4 protein-coding genes are annotated in these 2,224 nt (G+C 67.3%); 1 reads left to right on the top strand and 3 read right to left on the bottom strand.

The genetic code is table 11. The features are described 5' to 3' along the window. Positions 1 to 278: serine hydrolase (locus VF662_RS08435; RefSeq protein ID WP_464139839.1), on the bottom strand; the 278-nt coding region annotated here is incomplete at its 3' end. 109 nt (positions 279 to 387) lie between these two features. Here VF662_RS08435 and VF662_RS08430 point away from each other — a divergent pair. Beyond that, on the top strand, positions 388 to 849 hold the full coding sequence (locus VF662_RS08430; RefSeq protein ID WP_464139837.1) for a MaoC family dehydratase: 462 nt from the start codon (positions 388 to 390) through the stop codon (positions 847 to 849). A 48-nt stretch (positions 850 to 897) separates the two neighbouring features. On the opposite strand, the gene VF662_RS08425 is transcribed toward VF662_RS08430, so the two are convergent. Continuing rightward, positions 898 to 1,542 carry a hypothetical protein gene (locus tag VF662_RS08425; protein WP_464139835.1) on the bottom strand — a complete coding sequence of 215 codons (645 nt, stop codon included), beginning with the start codon at positions 1,540 to 1,542 and terminating at the stop codon, positions 898 to 900. 301 nt (positions 1,543 to 1,843) lie between these two features. Beyond that, positions 1,844 to 2,224 (bottom strand): cytochrome c1 (locus VF662_RS08420; RefSeq protein WP_464139833.1); only part of this gene is annotated, 381 nt, incomplete at its 5' end.

Here is a 2,224-nt window from a genome sequence, read left to right as displayed (position 1 = left end):
TTGCTGTTGGAAGCGATCGCGAACAGCGTATCCGTGTCCACCCGCTCCGGCCGGCCGATCCTGCGGACGCCGTAGCCGCGGGTGAACGGCGCCTGCCCCGGCCGGACGACGGCGATGCCGATGCCGGGCATCTCGAACTCCGCCATGAAGCGTTCGACGATCGCATCGTAGGGCGAAGGAGCGGTCTGGAACGCCCATGCCGGCCGCGAGGCAATCAGCAGCCCCCCTGCCCCCAGCGCCATCGCGCTCCGCCTGCTGATCGTGAATTCGCCTGCCATGCCGCTCCCCCCCCTTTAGCCGAAGGATGCCGCAGCCGGCCCCGCTCCGCAATCGCTCTGGCAAACGGGTTTCGGTCTGCTACGGACCGGGCGAACCGAGGAGGGCGCGTTGATCTATCTTGAGGATCTGGAGGTCGGGCAGACGACCTATTTCGGGAGCTACGAAGTAACCCGCGAGGAAGTGATCGAATTCGCGCGAAAATACGATCCGCAGCCCTTCCATCTGTCGGACGAGGCCGCCGCGAAGACCCATTTCGGCCGGCTCGCCGCAAGCGGCTGGCATACCTGCGCGATGACAATGGCAGTGATCGCCCGGCACGTGGTGGCGACCGAGCAGGCGGGGCTCGGATCGCCCGGCATCGACGATCTCAGATGGCTGAAGCCCGTGTTCCCCGGGGACACGCTGCACGTGTCGAGCCGCATAACGGACGTGCGCCCCTCGCGGAGCAAGCCGGAAATCGGCTCCTTCCGATCGGCCACGACCGTGACCAACCAGGACGAGGTGCCGGTGCTGACCTTCACCTCGATCGTTCTGATGCGGCGGCGGCCCGGGGGCCCGGGCGAGCGCTAGGCCCTCCCCTCCCCGGCCTTGCGGGGAAGGAAGGGCTCAGCCGCCTTCTTACTGGCCGCCGCGGCGCGCTGCCCGGCGCTCCTGCCGCTGCTGCTGGCGTTCGATCCGCATCTGCTGACGCTCAGGGCTCATCGTCATGTTGCCGCCGCGCCCGTCCCGCAGGTCCTGGCGGAACTCGCGCCGATCCTGGCGGCGGTCCTGCCTGAATTCCTGGCGGTCCTGACGCCGGTCGGTGCGGAACTGCTCGCGGGTCACCTCGCCGCGGCGGAACGCCTGGCGGTCGTCGCGCCGCTCGCGGTTGAACTCGCGATAGTCCCGACGGCCCTCCCGGGTGAAGCGGCGATAGTCGCGGACATCCTCGCGATCGCGAAGACGATAGCCGCGGCCTTCGAAATAGGCGCGCTGATTGTCGTTCCACCGGTAGCGGGTCCCGCGCCGGTCGTAGACGTAATAGCCGGTGCCCGGATAATAATAGCCTTGGTACCAGCTGCCGTAATTCCCGTAGCCGTAGGGGCTGCCATAGCCGTAGCCATAGTCGTAGCGATCGTAATAGGGATCGTAATAGCCGCCCGTGCCGTAACCGACCGACAGGCCGCCATAGCCGTAGCCGTCGTCATAATAGTTGCCGCAGGCGGTAAGGCTGAGGGCGCCGGCGGCGGCGAGCACCATCGTGCGGATGCGTGGCAGGAACATAAGCGACTCTCCCGATAACAGCTTGTGATGCTGGAATGATTCCGCCCGGCGCGCGGACGGTCGTTGAGCTTCAACCCGCAATTAACGTTTCGATCATCATCTAAGTTCCTGAAGCGCAACGGCTTCCGGCGGCCCGTGTCCCGAAAACGGACTCAGCGAAGGCATGGCTACGCCGGCCCCAGAAGCTATCGCGAGAAGCGATGATGTCGTGGTCCGGCCCCGGGGCTCGGGCGCCCCCGGCGGCGGGGATGAGGGCACGGGAGCCTGGCGTCGCCGACCCCGCCGTCACCCTCAGCGTGGCTTAGCCTTCGACCCCGCGGCCGTCCGCGGCCGCGGCCGCCTTCTGCGCCTCGCGCTCGGCGATATTCTCCGGATCGAGCGGCCCGGAAAGCCGCACGTCGCGCTTCGCGGTCGCCCAGATCTGCTTGTAGGACAGATAGGCGAGCACCGTCGCGATCAGCAGGAACAGCAGGGTCGCAACGCCGGTGCGGTGGCGGTTCTCGAGCTTCGGCTCGGCGGTCCATACGAGGAAGGCGGCAATGTCCTTCGCCATCTGGTCGCGGGTCGCGTTCGTGCCGTCGGCATAGGTCACCTGCCCGTCCGCGGTGATGGGCGGCGGCATGGCGATGTTGAGGTTCGGGAAATAGGGGTTGAAGTGGAGGTTCGGGCCCGGGAGCGCTTC

The organism is Allosphingosinicella sp. (genome assembly GCF_036387215.1).
GTDB lineage: Bacteria > Pseudomonadota > Alphaproteobacteria > Sphingomonadales > Sphingomonadaceae > Allosphingosinicella.
Note: the sequence above shows the minus strand (reverse complement) of the source record. Positions and strands in the feature narration are given on the sequence as shown.

Bases quoted from the DNA above. Each gene is read 5' to 3' on its own strand.
- VF662_RS08425 (WP_464139835.1), bottom strand. From the start codon at position 1,542: ATGTTCCTGCCACGCATCCGCACGATGGTGCTCGCCGCCGCCGGCGCC.